This window comes from Oscillibacter sp. KLE 1745, from assembly GCF_000469445.2.
In the GTDB taxonomy this organism is placed as follows: domain Bacteria; phylum Bacillota; class Clostridia; order Oscillospirales; family Oscillospiraceae; genus Oscillibacter; species Oscillibacter welbionis.
The window spans coordinates 1-15,430 of the sequence record NZ_KI271678.1; the positions used below are offsets into that span (position 1 = coordinate 1).

General features: G+C 61.2%; 18 protein-coding genes and 1 tRNA gene. 12 read left to right on the top strand and 7 right to left on the bottom strand.

Annotated features, from left to right (window positions below; genetic code table 11):
• The first annotated feature begins 153 nt into the window (after positions 1-153).
• From HMPREF1546_RS02410 to HMPREF1546_RS02450, 9 genes are all read left to right on the top strand, one after another.
• Positions 154-852 carry a response regulator transcription factor gene (locus tag HMPREF1546_RS02410; protein WP_021750071.1) on the top strand — a complete coding sequence of 233 codons (699 nt, stop codon included), beginning with the start codon at positions 154-156 and terminating at the stop codon, positions 850-852.
• Positions 849-2,885 (top strand): HAMP domain-containing sensor histidine kinase, encoded by a 2,037-nt coding sequence (locus HMPREF1546_RS02415; RefSeq protein ID WP_021750072.1) that lies wholly within the window; start codon positions 849-851, stop codon positions 2,883-2,885. The genes HMPREF1546_RS02410 and HMPREF1546_RS02415 overlap by 4 nt, the downstream gene beginning before the upstream one ends.
• A gap of 152 nt (positions 2,886-3,037) precedes the next feature.
• Complete coding sequence (locus tag HMPREF1546_RS02420; protein ID WP_036630752.1) at positions 3,038-4,477, top strand: aminoacyl-histidine dipeptidase; 1,440 nt, start codon at positions 3,038-3,040, stop codon at positions 4,475-4,477.
• Between the two features lie 127 nt (positions 4,478-4,604).
• Complete coding sequence (locus HMPREF1546_RS02425; RefSeq protein WP_021750074.1) at positions 4,605-5,036, top strand: PPC domain-containing DNA-binding protein; 432 nt, start codon at positions 4,605-4,607, stop codon at positions 5,034-5,036.
• Positions 5,033-5,581, top strand: a complete 549-nt coding sequence (yfcE, locus tag HMPREF1546_RS02430; protein WP_021750075.1) for a phosphodiesterase — start codon at positions 5,033-5,035, stop codon at positions 5,579-5,581. Before HMPREF1546_RS02425 ends, yfcE begins: the two co-directional genes overlap by 4 nt.
• Positions 5,582-5,595: 14 nt before the next feature.
• Complete coding sequence (locus tag HMPREF1546_RS02435) at positions 5,596-6,300, top strand: DNA alkylation repair protein (RefSeq protein WP_036630753.1); 705 nt, start codon at positions 5,596-5,598, stop codon at positions 6,298-6,300.
• Positions 6,297-7,049: a class B sortase gene (gene srtB, locus HMPREF1546_RS02440; protein ID WP_021750077.1), complete on the top strand. Its 753-nt coding sequence runs from the start codon at positions 6,297-6,299 to the stop codon at positions 7,047-7,049. Before HMPREF1546_RS02435 ends, srtB begins: the two co-directional genes overlap by 4 nt.
• Positions 7,050-7,163: 114 nt before the next feature.
• Positions 7,164-7,239: transfer RNA gene (locus HMPREF1546_RS02445), tRNA-Ala, on the top strand.
• Positions 7,240-7,379: 140 nt separating this feature from the next.
• Positions 7,380-7,766, top strand: a complete 387-nt coding sequence (locus tag HMPREF1546_RS02450) for a metal-dependent transcriptional regulator (RefSeq protein WP_021750078.1) — start codon at positions 7,380-7,382, stop codon at positions 7,764-7,766.
• A 38-nt stretch (positions 7,767-7,804) separates the two neighbouring features.
• On the opposite strand, the gene HMPREF1546_RS02455 is transcribed toward HMPREF1546_RS02450, so the two are convergent.
• The 7 genes from HMPREF1546_RS02455 to rplU form a co-directional block, all read right to left on the bottom strand.
• Positions 7,805-8,365 (bottom strand): putative ABC transporter permease, encoded by a 561-nt coding sequence (locus tag HMPREF1546_RS02455; protein WP_036630755.1) that lies wholly within the window; start codon positions 8,363-8,365, stop codon positions 7,805-7,807.
• A gap of 98 nt (positions 8,366-8,463) precedes the next feature.
• The gene (locus HMPREF1546_RS02460; RefSeq protein ID WP_025543766.1) at positions 8,464-9,285 is read right to left on the bottom strand and encodes a polysaccharide deacetylase family protein; all 822 of its coding nucleotides are present in this window, start codon (positions 9,283-9,285) and stop codon (positions 8,464-8,466) included.
• A gap of 133 nt (positions 9,286-9,418) precedes the next feature.
• Positions 9,419-10,801 (bottom strand): TrpB-like pyridoxal phosphate-dependent enzyme, encoded by a 1,383-nt coding sequence (locus HMPREF1546_RS02465; RefSeq protein WP_021750081.1) that lies wholly within the window; start codon positions 10,799-10,801, stop codon positions 9,419-9,421.
• 488 nt (positions 10,802-11,289) lie between these two features.
• On the bottom strand, positions 11,290-12,576 hold the full coding sequence (gene obgE, locus HMPREF1546_RS02470; protein WP_021750082.1) for a GTPase ObgE: 1,287 nt from the start codon (positions 12,574-12,576) through the stop codon (positions 11,290-11,292).
• A 485-nt stretch (positions 12,577-13,061) separates the two neighbouring features.
• The gene (gene rpmA / locus HMPREF1546_RS02475) at positions 13,062-13,343 is read right to left on the bottom strand and encodes a 50S ribosomal protein L27 (RefSeq protein WP_025543765.1); all 282 of its coding nucleotides are present in this window, start codon (positions 13,341-13,343) and stop codon (positions 13,062-13,064) included.
• A 41-nt stretch (positions 13,344-13,384) separates the two neighbouring features.
• On the bottom strand, positions 13,385-13,717 hold the full coding sequence (locus tag HMPREF1546_RS02480; RefSeq protein WP_021750085.1) for a ribosomal-processing cysteine protease Prp: 333 nt from the start codon (positions 13,715-13,717) through the stop codon (positions 13,385-13,387).
• Positions 13,718-13,719: 2 nt separating this feature from the next.
• The gene (gene rplU, locus HMPREF1546_RS02485; protein WP_021750086.1) at positions 13,720-14,031 is read right to left on the bottom strand and encodes a 50S ribosomal protein L21; all 312 of its coding nucleotides are present in this window, start codon (positions 14,029-14,031) and stop codon (positions 13,720-13,722) included.
• Between the two features lie 207 nt (positions 14,032-14,238).
• Here rplU and HMPREF1546_RS02490 point away from each other — a divergent pair, with 207 nt between their 5' ends.
• The 3 genes from HMPREF1546_RS02490 (at position 14,239) to HMPREF1546_RS02500 (ending at position 15,397) form a co-directional block, all read left to right on the top strand.
• Positions 14,239-14,697, top strand: a complete 459-nt coding sequence (locus HMPREF1546_RS02490; RefSeq protein WP_021750087.1) for a GyrI-like domain-containing protein — start codon at positions 14,239-14,241, stop codon at positions 14,695-14,697.
• A gap of 125 nt (positions 14,698-14,822) precedes the next feature.
• The gene (locus HMPREF1546_RS02495; protein ID WP_021750088.1) at positions 14,823-15,182 is read left to right on the top strand and encodes a DUF3796 domain-containing protein; all 360 of its coding nucleotides are present in this window, start codon (positions 14,823-14,825) and stop codon (positions 15,180-15,182) included.
• Positions 15,179-15,397 (top strand): helix-turn-helix transcriptional regulator, encoded by a 219-nt coding sequence (locus HMPREF1546_RS02500; protein ID WP_025543763.1) that lies wholly within the window; start codon positions 15,179-15,181, stop codon positions 15,395-15,397. Before HMPREF1546_RS02495 ends, HMPREF1546_RS02500 begins: the two co-directional genes overlap by 4 nt.
• Positions 15,398-15,430 lie beyond the last annotated feature (33 nt).

Genomic DNA, 15,430 nt, shown 5'->3' on the forward strand with positions numbered 1-15,430 from the left:
GGGGCCGCTCCGTGCGTTCAGAGATTCCCGTTTGTCCGGCTGTGCCGCCCGGCGGAAGGCGGCACCGAAAGCGGTCTTCATAAAATCTTAAGAAGTTTCCCGGTTTTTTATTAAACCGCCATCCGGTATCATGGAAGCCAAGGAGGGAGCCCCATGTATAACATCCTGATCTGCGACGATGAACAGGACATCGTCAACGCGCTGAAAATCTACCTGGCCAATCCGGACTACCATTTGCTGGAGGCCCACACCGGTCAGGAGGCTCTGGATGCCCTGGAGCGGAAGGACATCCATCTGGTGCTGCTGGACATCATGATGCCGGAGATGGACGGGATTACCGCTTTGGCAAAGCTCCGGCAGGTGAGTAACGTGCCGGTGATCCTGCTGACTGCCAAGAGCGAAGACACGGATAAGATCCTGGGCCTCAACGTGGGGGCAGACGACTACATCACCAAGCCCTTCAACCCGGTGGAGGTGGCTGCCCGGGTCCGCAGCCAGCTGCGGCGGTACTTCCAGCTGGGGGGCGGTGCACTCCGGCCGGAGGTGCTGACCCTGGGCACTATCCAGATGGACGACCGGGAGAAGACCGTCGCCGTGGATGGGGATCCGGTAGCTCTGACGCCCACGGAGTACGATATTCTGAAGCTGCTGCTGGAGCACCCGGGGCAGGTGTTCTCCCCCAGGGAGATCTACCGGAAGGTATGGAAGGACGCTCCCTTCGGCAGTGAGAACACAGTGGCAGTCCACATCCGCCACCTGCGGGAGAAGATCGAGATCGACCCGGCGGAGCCCAGGTACTTAAAGGTGGTCTGGGGCCAGGGGTACAAACTGGAAAAGGGGATGCGGACATGAAGGCCATCGAACAGAACATCGAAAAGGAGATCGCCCAGGCGGTGATGGAGGAGCAGCCCATGCAGCCTCCGGCACCGAAACGGAAAAAGAGGCTCACGGAGAGTACGGCGGCCAAGGTCATAGCCTTTCTGCTGATGCTGGTGATGACCGCCGTTACCGCCGGCGGTGTGCTGGGCGCGGTGTTTTTGTACAGCACCGACGTCTATGTCACCAGCGAGACGGCTTTCAAGCAGGAGCTGTTTTCCAATATCGCCTGGGGAGACGGGCAGACGCTTCTCAATTTCCTGATCTGGAACAGTGAAGAGCAGGTATACCAGATGAATACGGAAGCAGCAGACAGCTACTGTGCGGAGCGGAACATCTCTTACGTCATGGTACAGGATAAGACCGGCAGGGAGCTCTGGTACACGGGGCTTGCAGAATATGATAGTCCGTGGCAGTTCAGATTTTCCTATGACTGGGCAAATCCGGAACGGCCCAGCGCCGGCGTTGTTGAGAACGCTTATACCGTGCGGATTACAGTGCCGCTGTCCTCTGTGTTTGTTTATGACGACGACTACGCCCTGGCCAACCGGCTGGCGGAACTGGCCTACGCCCTCCGCTACTGGATCTACGCCATCATCGCTGCTGCGGCGCTGCTGGTGACAGTCTGCTTCATCTTCCTGCTGTGTGCCGCCGGGCACCATCCTTACGTGGACGGCGTCCGTCCCGGCTGGGGGACACGGATCCCACTGGACCTTCTGACGGCGGCGGTGGCACTGGGGCTGTTCTTGGGCATCCAACTGGTGGTGGAGGCCAACTTTGGAGGCATTGGCGTGGTGCTGGCTGTGGTACTGGGTCCTGCCGCCCTGGCGGGCGTCTTTACCGGCTGGTGCATGTCCCTGGCCCTGCGGCTCAAACTGGGTGGCTGGTGGAGAAATACGGTGGTCTATGTGGCCCTCCGCTTGCTCCGCCGTGGCGGCGGGGCGGTCCTTCGGACCCTGGGCAGCGGCCTCCGGGCCGCAGCGCATGGGCTGGCGGGACTGCTTCACAACGTCCCCCTGGTGGGCAAGACCGTGCTGGTGTTCCTGGGCCTCTGTGTCCTGGAGGGCCTTGGGATCCTGTTCAGCATGTTCGCCTGGAGCTGGGGCCTGCTGGCGCTCCTGTGGATCTTTGAGAAGCTCCTGCTGCTCCTGGCGGTGCTGGCTTTGGCCCTCATGTGCCGGAAGCTGCTGCTGGGCGGCCGGGCTCTGGCCGCCGGGGACCTGAGCTATCAGGTGGACACCAGCCGGATGGTGCTGGACTTCAAATCCCACGGCGAGGACCTGAACCACATCGCCCAGGGCATGGCGGCGGCGGTGGACCAGCGGATGCGCAGCGAGCGGATGAAAACGGAGCTCATCACCAACGTGTCCCACGACATCAAGACGCCCCTGACCTCCATCATCAATTACGCGGACCTCATCGGAAAGGAGCCCCCGAACAGTGAGAAGATCCCGGAGTACGCGGCTGTCCTCACCCGCCAGTCCGAGCGGCTGAAGCGGCTGATCGAGGATCTGGTGGAGGCGTCCAAGGCCTCCACAGGGAATCTGGAGGTGAATCTGGCCCCCTGCCAGCCTGGCGTGCTGCTGACCCAGGCGGCAGGGGAGTACGAACAGAAGCTGAAGGACGCGGGCCTGGACCTGGTAACCCGGCAACCGGAGACAGCGGTGACCATCCTGGCGGACGGCCGACGGCTGTGGCGGGTGTTCGACAACCTGATGAACAACATCTGTAAGTACGCCCAGCGGGGCACCCGGGTGTACCTGACGCTGGAGGAGCGAGACGGCCAGGCGGTGATCTCCTTCAAAAACACCTCCCGGGCGCCGTTAGATATCCCGGCGGAGGAACTGCTGGAACGGTTCGTCCGGGGAGACGCCGCCCGAGGCGGCGAGGGAAACGGCCTGGGCCTTTCCATCGCCCGGAGCCTGACAGAGCTCCAGAAGGGCACCCTGGAGCTGACTGTGGACGGAGACCTGTTCAAGGTGGTCCTACGGTTCTCTGAGCTTTCGTGAGAGACAGCGCACGGGGAAGAGGCACCGGCAAAATGGCCGGCGCCTCTTCTGTTTTTCCCAATCGGCTTGCGCCGCCCCTGGGAATGGGATATACTACAAGGCGGAAACAGGCGGCGGCGCCGGGAGAATGGCCCGCCGGGAAAGGAGTGTTTATGCGCGTGTTGGAACAGTTGGAGCCCCAGTGGGTGTTCCGCTTCTTTGAGGAGCTGTGTGCCATCCCCCACGGCTCCCGGAACTGCCAGGCGGTCAGCGACTGGTGCGCAGCCTTTGCCAGGGAGCGGGGGCTGGAGTGCCATCAGGACCAGGCGGGGAACGTCATTATCATCCAGGAGGCCACGCCCGGGTATGAGGCGGCGGCACCCGTCATTCTTCAGGGCCACCTGGATATGGTGTGTGAAAAAGAGCCCGGCTGCACCAAGGACATGGCCGGAGAGGGCCTGGACCTGCTGGTGGAGGACGGCTGCGTCCGGGCGAAGGGCACCACCCTGGGCGGCGATGACGGCATTGCGGTGGCCATGGCCCTGGCGATCCTGGACGATCAGGCGATCCCCCACCCCCGGCTGGAGGTGGTCCTCACCACGGACGAGGAGATCGGAATGCTGGGGGCGGAGGCCCTGGACACCGCGCCTCTCCGGGGGCGGAAGCTCATCAACGTGGACTCCGAAGAGGAGGGAATCTTCACCGTCAGCTGCGCAGGCGGAAGCATGGCCCAGTGCACTCTGCCCGTGACCCGGGCGCCCTATGACGGCGCGGTGCTGGAGGTGACGGTCCGGGGGCTTGCCGGGGGGCACTCCGGCACAGAGATCCACAAGGGCCGGGCCAATGCCTGTGTGCTGCTGGGCCGGTTGCTCCAGGCCATGGCGGAACGGACGGAGCTGCGCCTGGTGACGGCGGCGGGCGGCGGAAAGGACAACGCCATCGCCGTGGAGGCGTCCGCCCAGGTGGTGGTATCTGACGATGCCGTCGCCCGGCAGGCGGCGGAGGCATTGGCCGCGGATCTCTCCCGGGAATATGCCGCAGCGGACCCGGGCCTCCGCGTGGAGGCGGCGCCCTGCACCGTGCGGGAGACGCCTATGGACTGGGCGTCCACAGAGCGGGCAGTCTGCATGCTCACCTGCCTGCCCAACGGCGTCCAGGCCATGAGCATGGAGATCCACGGTCTGGTGCAGACCTCGCTGAACCTGGGCATCCTGGCTGCGGACCAGACGGCCCTGACGGCCACCTTCTGCGTCCGCAGCTCCCTGGGCAGCCAGAAGGAGATGCTCCACCGTCGCCTCCGGACCCTGATGGCGCAGCTGGGGGGCACTGTCTCCATCTCCGGGGATTATCCCGCTTGGGAGTACCGGCAGGACTCCTCCCTGCGGGACCTGATGACGGAGGTCTTTCAGGAGCAGTACGGCCGGAAGCCAAAGATCGAGGCCATCCACGCGGGCGTGGAGTGCGGTATTCTGAGCGGCAAGCTGCCGGGGCTGGACTGCGTGTCCATTGGCCCGAATCTGCTGGACATCCACACCCCGCGGGAGCGGATGGAGATCGCCTCCGTCCAGCGGGTGTGGCGGTTTGTGCTGGAAGTGCTGAAGCGGTCCAAATGAGGCGCAGGGGCGCGGCGGAAGCCGCGCCCCTGCACATTGTCGCCGGAAATCCGTTGTACGCGGCGCCGTTCCGTGGTACAATAGCCGCAAAGCCGCCGGAGACGGGGGCAATCAGGGAGGGAACATCATGTATCATTGTTTCCGCCTCCGCCGGGGGCAGGATTTGTACGAGGAGATCGAGGCCTATGTGAAGGCGCATCATATCGCCGCCGGGGCAGTGGTTTCCGGTGTGGGCTGCGTCTCCCGCTGGCGGCTGCGGGACGCGACCGGTGTCCGGGTGCGCAGCGGAGAGGAGGATGTGGAGATCGTCTCCCTGATGGGCACCGTATCGGAGTACGGCTGCCACCTTCACGCCAGCTTCAGCCGGGAGGACCTCTCCGCCTTCGGCGGCCACCTGCTGCCGGGGTGCACGGTGAACACCACGGCCGAGATCGTACTAGCGGAAATCGGGAGCTGCGTGTTCACCCGCCGGCCGGACAGCGAGACCGGTTATGAGGAGTTGGAGATTGGGCCCGCATACCCGGAAGAGACACGAAACGACAGGAGAGAAGAACGATGAACGTATGGATCGCGTCGGACATTCACGGCAGTGCCCTGTACTGCCGGAAGCTGCTGGACCTGATGGAGAAGCGGGGGGCGGACCGCCTGGTGCTGCTGGGGGACCTGCTGTACCATGGCCCCCGGAACGACCTGCCGGAGGGATACAATCCCAAGGCGGTCTTTGCCATGCTGAACAGCGTGAAGGACCGGATCCTCTGTGTCCACGGCAACTGTGATGCGGAGGTGGACCAGATGGTACTGCACTTTCCCATCGAGGCGGACTTCCGGGTGGAGGAGCTGTGCGGCAGGCGGCTGTTCCTGACCCACGGCCACCATTTCAATGTGGATCAGCGGCCCTCCCGGACCCTGCTGGACGGGGCGGGGTATGTGGTCTACGGCCACTTCCACGTGCCCATGAGGCGTCTGGAGGACGGGGTGTGGTATTGGAACCCCGGCTCTGTTTCTATCCCCAAGGAGAACAGCTGGCACGGCTGTATGCGGATGACGGAGGACGCCGTCCAGTGGCTGGATCTGGACGGCAATTTGAAGGACGAGCTGCGCTGATGGGAGGCGGGGATATGACGGACATCCAAACTGCGCTCTTTGCCCTGCGGGACCCGGCCTATCAGGCTTTTCAGAGCAAGCTGATACCCACCATAGACCCGCAGACGGTGATCGGCGTCCGGATGCCGGCTTTGCGGAAGCTGGCCCGGGAAATCGCCGGAACGCCGGTGGCAGAGGGCTTCCTCCAGGAGCTGCCCCACCGCTATTATGAGGAGAATAACCTCCACGGCTTACTGATCTCGGCGATCCCGGACTATGACGGTGCCGTGGCGGCGCTGGAGACATTCCTGCCCTATGTGGACAACTGGGCCACCTGCGACCTGTTGAGCCCGAAGGCATTCCGGAAGCATCCGCCGGAGCTGCGGAAACAGATCCGCCGCTGGGTGGAGGATGCGCACACCTATACTGTCCGCTTCGGCCTGGGGATGCTGATGAGCTTTTATCTGGATGAGGGGTTTCAGATGGAGGACTTGGATCTGGCTGCCGGTGTCCGGCGGGAGGAGTATTACGTGAAGATGATGGCGGCTTGGTATTTTGCCACCGCCCTGGCCAAGCAGTACGACGCGGCGCTGCCCTATCTGCGGCAGCGTCGCCTGGACCGCTGGACCCACAACAAGACCATTCAGAAGGCTGTGGAGAGCTATCGGATCACGCCGGAGCAGAAGGACGAGCTTCGCAGCCTGCGCTGGAAGGACTGCGCAAAGGAGGAGGGGGTATGAAGGGCCGGAGCTGCGGGCTCTTTCTCTGCCTGTTTCTGGGCATTGCCTGCTTCAGCGGATATCAGGTCCTGCGGATCCTGCACGAGTACCGGGTGGGAGCAGACGCCTATTTCAAACTGGAGCAGTTTGCGTCCCTGCCCCCTGCGTCGGAGGAGACGGAGGAGACGCCGGCAGAGCTGGCCTGGCCGGAGGTGGACTTCACGGCCCTGGCGGCGGTGAATCCGGATGTGACTGCCTGGCTCTACGGCCCGGACACCGGCATCTCCTACCCGGTGGTCCAGGGGACGGACAATGACTATTACCTGGACCATCTCTTGGACGGCACGGCCAACAGCGCCGGGTGCCTTTTTGTGGACACATCATGCCGGCCGGATTTTTCTGGCCGCAACACGGTGATCTACGGCCATCGGATGAAAAACGGCACTATGTTTGCCGCCCTGGGGAATTATCAGGAGCAGGTCTACTATGACGCCCACCCGGTTTTTCTGCTGGTGACGCCGGAGGGGCGGTATGTGGTGGAGCTGTTTTCCGGCTACGTGGCGGACACGGCGGAGAGTGCCTGGATGCTGGATTTCTCCGATGAGCAGGCGTACCTGGCCTGGCTGGAGGAGGTGGGGGAGAAGTCCGCCTTTTCCAGCAAGGTGTCACCCAGGGCAGAGGACCGGGTGGTGACGCTCTCCACCTGCAGCTATGAATTTGAGAATGCACGCTTCGTCCTCCACGGTGTCCTGCGGCCTGAAGAGGAGTGAAAACCCCCTATTGAAAAAATTTGAAAAATCGAAAAATAAGTGTTGACATTTGGCGATGATCTTGTTATACTTATCAATGTTCCGAGCGCGAAAGCCGCATAGGACAAGCGGTTCGGGGGTATAGCTCAGCTGGGAGAGCGCTTGACTGGCAGTCAAGAGGTCAGCGGTTCGATCCCGCTTATCTCCACCAAAAAAGAGAGACATGTTAAAGCATGTCTCTCTTTTTTCCACTATCCGCATGACCTTTCCCGCTCGAAATAGATCACGGCCGATAGGCGGCTCACGTTTTCCGGCAAGTGATTTATTCTCCAAAGAGAAAGGTTGAGCGCCATGGTAATCCACGAGTCCGCAGAGGACTATCTGGAGTCCATCCTGGTTTTGCAGCAGCGGCGGGGGCAGGTGCGGTCCATTGACATCGTCAACGAGCTGGGATACTCCAAGCCCAGCGTCAGCATCGCCATGAAGAAGCTGCGGGAAAACGGTTATATCTCGATGGATGCGGACGGATTCATCACTCTGAATGAAAGCGGGTTGGAAGTGGCCAGCCGTGTCTACGGTCGGCACAAGACCCTCTCCAAGCTCTTTGTCCTTCTGGGAGTAACGCCGGAGGTGGCCTCGGAGGATGCCTGCAAGGTGGAACACGACCTCAGCGAGGAGACGTTCCGCTGCATCCAGCAGTATCTGGAAAAGATGATGGAAGAACAGAAAGAGGACTGACCAAGTCAGTCCTCTTTTGATTAATGCGGCAGGCGGCATCACCGGAACAGCAGCACGGCGCAGTCCACAGCCAGTAGCACCAGAACGGCGATGCAAGCCCCGCGGCGCACCCGGGGCGACAGGCTGTGGACCAGCCGGTGGAACAGGGGCTGGTCCACGTACAGGAACAGCAGTCCGCCTAGTCCGAAGCGGATGGAGGGGGAGAGAGCGATACGGCCCTCAAAGTTGATGGCGTAGTCTCGGTAGGTCTGCCAGGGCCAGGCGCCGGTCAGGGCCTCCAGCAGATAGCTGGTGGCCAGCTCGATGGCGGTGGCGGCGATCATGCAGCCCAGGAACACCAGCACCGGCTTCACCCAGCGGAACCACGCTGGCTCCCGCTTAGCCATCAGGCGGGAGAAGGCCAGCAGGAACACCAGGGCGCCGACGCCGTACACCGGGCAGTAGGGCCCCAGCAGCACACCCCGGTTGGTGAATCCCCAGCGGTAGACCACCACTTCCAGAAACACCTCATACAGCCACCCCAGCACGGAGTAGAAAAAGAAATAGAGCACGTAGGACTGAACAGCTTCCATCCACTTGGATTTGGAGAGAGAACGCATGGGACGCCGCCCCCTTTCGTCTCCACCATCCTATCATGTCAGGCGGCAGGAAGCAAGGGGAGAATGAAGCCGGGCGCTGCGTCCGGTCCGGTGCGTGGTCAGGCCAGCCCGGGCAGCTGGTCCAGGGAGGCGAAGGTGTAGCCCATCTCCTCCCACTTGGTCAGCAGGTCATCCAGGATCGCGGCGTTGGTGGCGGAGGTAGAGTGGAGCAGCACGATGGCTCCGTCGTGGATGCGGGGCAGCAGTTTGGCATAGGCCTCCTCCGCAGAAGGTTGATCGTCCGTGTTCCAGTCCACATAGGCCAGACTCCAGAACACGGTGGTGTATCCCAGCTGTTGGGCCTGCTTCAGATTCTCCACACTGTATTTTCCCTGAGGCGGGCGGTAGAACTTGGAGAGAGGCTGTCCTGTGGTCTCCTGGTACAGGGTCTCCAGGTCCGTCAGCTCCTTCTGGAATGCGGCCATGTCCGAGATGCTGGACATATCCGGGTGGTGGTACGTGTGGTTGCCCACAATGTGGCCCTCTGCCGCCATGCGGCGGACGATGTCGGGAGCAGATTCGATCATATGCCCCACCACAAAGAAGGCGGCGGGGGCATTGTGCTTTTTCAGGGCGTCCAGTATGGCCTCTGTGCAGCCGTTCTCATATCCGCAGTCAAAGGTGAGGTAGAGGACCTTTTGGCTGGTATCCCCCAGGTAGTAGGCACCGTATTGGGCCAGGTCCTCCGCAGAGGCATTGCCCACTGGGGATTCCCCCTCTGTGGGGAAGGATAGCCCCCAGTCCGCAGCCGCAGGGACCGCGATGGGGGCGGAGGCGGTGAGGGCCGGTGCCGGGGCAGTGAAATAAAACAGCGCGGCGAGCGTCAGGCACAGGGAGGCGGACACCAGCGCCATGGCGCCGCGGCGGTTGGGATTGGACACAAGACATTCCTCCAGTCTGGGCAAATGGATTCGGATCCAGTTTGCGCAGACCGGCGACATTTATGCAGAAAAACCACCGGAACAGAGAAAATAGCGGAGGACAACATGTCCTCCGCTGTCTTCGTGACTAGGGTCAATCTTGTCCCGGCACCTTGGGCAGCTGGGCGAAGCTGGCCTCCAGTTCTGCGTCAGTGGGGATATAGTCGGTCATCTGGCCGTTGTGGAACTTCTCATAGGCCACCATATCGAAGTAGCCGGTGCCGGTGAGGCCAAAGACAATGGTCTTCTCTTCGCCGGTCTCCTTGCACTTCATAGCCTCGTCGATGGCTACCCGGATGGCGTGACTGGACTCCGGCGCCGGAAGGATGCCCTCCACCCGGGCGAACTGCTCCGCCGCCTCAAAGACCTTTGTCTGCTCTACCGCACGGGCCTCCATCAGCCCCTCATGGTACAGCTCGGAGAGCACGGGGCTCATGCCGTGGTACCGCAGACCTCCGGCGTGGTTGGCGGAGGGAATGAAGTTGCTGCCCAGAGTGTACATTTTGGCCAGGGGGCAGACCTTGCCGGTGTCACAGAAGTCGTATGCGAATTTGCCGCGGGTGAAGCTGGGGCAGGAGGCGGGCTCCACGGCGATGAACTGGTAATCCCGCTCGCCCCGCAGCTTTTCACCCATGAAGGGGGAGATCAGACCGCCCAGGTTGCTGCCGCCGCCGGCGCAGCCGATGATGATATCGGGCACGATGTTGTACTTGTCCAGAGCCGCCTTAGTCTCCAGACCGATGATGGACTGGTGCAGCAGCACCTGGTTAAGGACGCTGCCCAGCACATAGCGGTAGCCGGGCTGGCTGGCGGCGGCTTCCACTGCCTCGGAAATGGCACAGCCCAGGGAGCCGGTGGTACCCGGGTGCTCCTTCAGAATGGCCCGGCCTACACTGGTGGTATCGGAGGGGGAGGGGGTGACGGCGGCGCCGTAGGTCCGCATGACCTCCCGCCGGAAAGGCTTCTGCTCGTAGCTGACCTTCACCATGTAGACCTGGCAGTCCAGCCCTAGGTAGGAACAGGCCATGGAGAGGGCAGTACCCCACTGGCCGGCGCCGGTCTCAGTGGTGACGCCCTTGAGGCCCTGGTTCTTGGCGTAGTAAGCCTGGGCGATGGCGCTGTTCAGCTTGTGGGAGCCGGAGGTGTTGTTGCCCTCGAACTTGTAGTAGATCTTGGCGGGGGTCTGGAGCTTTTCCTCCAGGCAGTAGGCCCGCACCAGGGGAGAGGGCCGGTACATTTTATAGAAGTCCCGGATCTCCTGGGGGATGGGGATCTCCCGGGTGTCATTGTCCAGTTCCTGCCGGATCAGTTCGTCGCAGAACACCGGACGCAGGTCATCGAAGCCCATGGGCGTGCCGGTGGCGGGGTTCAGCAGAGGGGCGGGCTTGGTCTTCATATCTGCCCGGACATTGTACCAATTCATGGGCATCTCGTCTTCGGTCAGGTAGATTTTGTAGGGGATTTTCTCGAATGTCATGGTTGTGCTCCTTTCTGATCTGCGGCCCTTTGGAGAAAAAGAAAAAGACCTTCATCCCACAAGGACCCATTCCTATGGTTCCCTTGGGACAAAAGTCTGCGACTTCTGCGGTGCCACCCAACTTGGCGATTACTCGCCCACTCGGCGACGTGCCAACACACGTCTTTCCCTGGTAACGGGGGAAAAGCCCGTCGGCGCTTACTGGGGAGAGATCCCGTTCAGCCCGCCCTCTGCGGTCCATTCGGCGGGGCCCCTTCTGCTGCCATCCCACCACCGGCAGCTCTCTTGGAGAAGCGACGTCCGTGTACTCGTCCGCGTCATTGGTTTGTGCTTTTGAACTTGGGCTGAGTGTACAACACGCTGGGCCCGCCTGTCAAGCTTTGAAAAAAACTTTGTGAGTTCATTACAAAAAAGCGTAAAAAATTTCTCTAATTTTTGTTTTGAATTTTGGAAGAACAGGGGCGGGCCAAATGGCTCGCCCCTGGATTTTACCGCTGGTATTCAAATTCAAAATCGTATAGGGAAACAATGTCACCGTCCTGAATGCCCATCTCTTCCAGCTTCTGGAAGAAGCCATTATCCCGCAGCACCTTGTCGAACCACATCCGGCTCTCATAGTCGGCGAAGTTCACGTTGCCCATCACCTGCCGCAGCCAGGGACCCTCCACGATCCAGGTACCGTCGTCCTCCCGGTGGATGTCCAGCGGGGCGGAGGCATCGATCACCGGGGCCTTCGGCACATACTCCGGCTCATACACAGTGACAGGGGGCAGGACGGAGAGCATCTCCGCCGTCTTCTTCACCAGTTCCCGGGTGCCCTGGTGAGCGGCTGCGGAAATCTCCAGGAGCGTGTAGCCCAGAGCCTCCACATGAGACCGGAGCCGCTCCAGGTTGTCGGAGTCCGGGGGGAGGATGTCCACCTTGTTGGCGGCCACGATCTGGGGCCGCTCCGCCAGGTCCGGGCTGTACTGCTTCAGCTCCGCGTTGATGGCGTCAAAGTCCTCCACCGGGTCCCGGCCCTCGCTGCCGGACACGTCAACCACATGGACCAGCAGGCGGCAGCGGTCCACGTGCCGCAGGAAGTCGTGGCCCAGGCCGGCGCCCTCGCTGGCGCCCTCAATGATGCCGGGAATGTCCGCCATGACGAAGCTGACGCCGTCCTCTACCCACACCACGCCCAGATTGGGGAACAGGGTGGTGAAGTGGTAGTTGGCGATCTTGGGCTGGGCCTTGGATACCACGGAGAGCAGCGTGGACTTGCCCACGTTGGGGAAGCCCACCAGCCCCACGTCCGCCAGCAGTTTCAGTTCCAGGATGACATCATGGGCCTCGCCGGGGAGTCCCGCCTTGGCAAAGCGGGGCACCTGCCGGGTGGGAGTGGCGAAGTGGCTGTTGCCCCAGCCGCCCCGACCGCCTTTGCAGAGGACATAGGGCTCGCTGCCAGACATGTCCTGCATGATCTCGCCGGTCTCTGCGTCCCGCACCAGCGTGCCCCGTGGAACCTTGATGACCAGATCTGTGCCGTCCTTGCCGGTCTTCCGGGCCCCCTGGCCGTCGGCGCCGTTGCCGGCCACGTACTTGCGCTTGTAGCGGAAGTCCATCAGGGTGGACATATTGTCATCCACCTGCAAAATGATGGAGCCGCCCCGGCCGCCGTCGCCGCCGTCCGGCCCGCCGGCAGCCACATATTTTTCTCGGTGAAAGGACACGGCACCGTTGCCGCCGTTCCCTGCCCGGACAGAGATTCGGGCCTTATCGATGAAAGAAGTTGCCATGGTTGCACCTCATATTGTGATCTATTCAAAGAATTCCTAATCTTGCCTATTTTATCCGAAAACCTGCCACACGTCAAGAGCGGAGGCGTTCTGCTGAAGCTTCTTGTGTACAAGAATCAAAAGGCGGAAGAGTCTGTGGCGCCGTGGGGCAGGCTGTGTTATACTGGTTTCGCTATAAAATGTTCTGCGAGAAGGGGGCTGTACGATGGAGGACGTGATCCTGCTGGTCATACTGGTGTCTGTCCTGTATCTCCTGCTATGTCTGCTGATTGCCTTTATACGGGCACTGTTTCCTGGGAAAAGGAGCCGAAAATCCTGTTTTAAAGACACATTCTGGATGTTTTTCCTGGAGATCCTGAATCCCCTCAACTGGCTTTGACTGATGCCGGCCAGAAGGTCGCTCTGTTTCTGAAACGGACCATTTCAAGAAACCGCATAACGGCAAAAAACCGCCCCGGTCATTTGACCGGGGCGGTTTGGCTTCCTTATTCAGCCTCGTAGACAGAGACCTGCTTACGATCCTTGCCCAGCCGCTCGAAGCGGACTGTGCCGCTGACAGTGGCGAACAGGGTGTCGTCAGTGCCCTTGCCCACGTTCACACCGGGGTGGATGTGGGTGCCGCGCTGACGCACCAGGATGTTGCCGGCCTGGACGAACTGACCGTCGGCACGCTTGGCGCCAAGGCGCTTGGCCTTGGAATCACGGCCGTTCTTGGTGGAGCCGCCGCCCTTCTTGTGGGCGAAGAACTGAAGACCAATACGAATCATGATACGGACCATCCTTTCTGAAGATTTTTAGATGGGGAGGATCAATCATCCTCCAGAACTTCGATGTTGTCGGGATACTCGTCGTGGAGTGCGGAGAAGTAAACCATCAAGCCTGCCAGCAGAGACTGACAGGTGCTCTCCGCCGTGGGGGACAGCCCTCCGGGCAGATGGAGCGAAATGGACGCGTCCTGCTCCCGAACCTTAACCGATGCGGCTAGGCCCAGCACGTCATTGACGGTGGCTTCCACCAGACGGATGGCGCTGGTGACGGCGGCGCAGACGATGTCGGCGCCCGCCTCGGCGTAGCCGCTGTGGCCGCGGGCCTCAAAGCCGGTGATCCGGTCGCCCTCCATACGGAATACGACAGTGGTCATACTCAGACGGAGATCTTGCCGATCTCGACCTTGGTGTAAGGCTGACGATGGCCCTGACGCTTGCGGTAACCCTTCTTGGCGTTGTACTTGAAGATGCGGATCTTCTTGCCCTTGCCGTTCTTGACGATCTTGCCCTCCACAGAAGCGCCCTCCACCACGGGAGTGCCGAAGGTGGCTTTGTCGCCGTCCAGGATGGCCAGGACCTGGTCAAACTTCACGGTGTCGCCGGCTTCCTGGTCCAGCTTCTCGATGTAGACCACGTCGCCCTCGGCTACCTTGTACTGCTTGCCGCCGGTCACGATAATTGCGTTCATGTCGTTGTTTCAACTCCTTCATTACGGGCTCGCTGTCGGGGGCGGTCCCGGTGGGACACTTTTTAACCCATTCAAAGCGGCTCAATTAGTATATCAGCCAAAATCTGAAAAGTCAATCATTTTAAAAAAGTTCTTGCAAAATATTTGAATTCTATGTAGTATTTCGCTGTCCGGCCGGACACGAATCAACATATAGGAGGTGGTCGCTTGACCATTGAGAAACTGGGAGACATGCAGATCGCCTATATGCGCCGGACCGGCGGGTATGGCGAAGGCAACCGGCAGCTGATGGAGCAGTTCAAACGATACCTGAGAGAACATGCGCTGCTTCAGGAGGATACAACGATCCTGGGCATCGCTCTGGACGATCCGGCGCAGATCCCGGAGGACCGGCAGAGGTATGACGTGGGCATGATCCTCACCGGCCGAGAAGACCCCTGCGGCCTGCCGGTCCGCACCGTTGCCGGCGGCCGCTGGGCAGTATTTGAAGTCCCCCATACAGAAGAGGGCGTGTCAGATTTCTGGAGAGACCTTCCCCAACGCGCAGCACGGCTGCCTGTGGACGGCACGAGACCCATCCTAGAACGATATGCGCATCCGAAGGTCTCAGCGCATATCTGTGAGTTTTGCGTGCCCTTGCGGGAAAGCAAGCTCAGGGGGATTTGACGCTTGACGCGCGGAGACTGCTCATGCCAGCTTCATACTTGACAGCGTAAGTGGTATATGATATATTCACCTCATAAAGAGCGAAATATACCGCTTTTTTGGAACGCTGATTAGGGAGGCCACTTATGAAAAAGCAGATATTGTATGGAATGCTGGGTTTTCTCTCCCTGCTGGGGTTCGCAGGCGTGTTTACGGAAGCGCGGGGATTCCTGGGCTTCTTCGCCTTTGCGGTGGACTTCCAGTACTTCTTTTTGAAGTCTGACGAGATGCTGGAAGCGCAGCTGGCCCGGTCCGCCTCCCGGGCGTTTGTGGTCGGGATGCTGATGATGGCGGCCGCTGTGCTGGGGACCCTGACGCTGGGCGGTTTTACCCCCCAGCGGGCACTCCTTACCGGCTGCACGGTTGGCTGGGCTGCCTCTGTGGTGGTCTACGCCCTGACCGCCGCCTGGTACGGCTTCCGGGAGAGCTGGGGGCTGGAGCCGTGATCCGCAACCGGATGAAGGAGCACCGGGCCCGTCTGGGCCTGAAGCAGGAGGAGCTGGCAAAGCTGGTGGGGGTCCGGCGGGAGACCATCGGAAACCTGGAAAAGGGGCGGTACAACCCCTCTCTGGTGCTGGCCTGGAACATCGCCAAGGTGTTCGGGGTGCCCATTGAAGAAGTATTTACCGTAGAGCCGGACGGCCCAGCGGAACATAGCTGACGGGATACGAGCGCCCGGCGGGGATCATCCCCG